Consider the following 471-nt stretch of genomic DNA (forward strand, 5'->3'; position numbering starts at 1 on the left):
GTCGCCGGCCGACAGCAGCGCCAGGTAGACGGCGGCGTTGGCTTGGGAACCTGCGTGTGGCTGGACGTTGGCGTAGTCGGCGCCGAACAGCTCCTTGGCGCGGTCGATGGCCAGTTGCTCGACCACGTCGACGTACTCGCAACCACCGTAGTAACGCTTGCCTGGGTAGCCTTCGGCGTACTTGTTGGTCAGTACCGAGCCTTGAGCTTCCATCACCGCGGGGCTGGTGTAGTTTTCCGAAGCGATCAGCTCAATGTGCTCTTCCTGGCGCTGAGCTTCTTGCTCCATGGCGGCAAAGAGATCGGCGTCGTACTTGGCAATAGTCAAATCACGGCTGAACATGGCGGTCCTCAAGGATCGGGGCAGAAAAGGGGGGCATTCTACCTCAACCGGTTTTGGAAGGCATATGAAAGGGCGTCATGTCTTGGACGAATGGGTTTCATGCCGCTTTCAGCGGTGTCTGGACGGGCC

The 471-nt window shown here is 59.7% G+C and carries 1 pseudogene; it reads right to left on the reverse strand.

Annotated elements, in window-relative coordinates:
* A pseudogene (gene glyA, locus OC610_RS28800) lies at positions 1 to 342 on the reverse strand (serine hydroxymethyltransferase); the annotation flags it as partial.
* Positions 343 to 471 lie beyond the last annotated feature (129 nt).

Origin of the sequence: Pseudomonas agronomica (genome assembly GCF_025917275.1) — a bacterium.
GTDB classification, from domain to species: domain Bacteria; phylum Pseudomonadota; class Gammaproteobacteria; order Pseudomonadales; family Pseudomonadaceae; genus Aquipseudomonas; species Aquipseudomonas agronomica.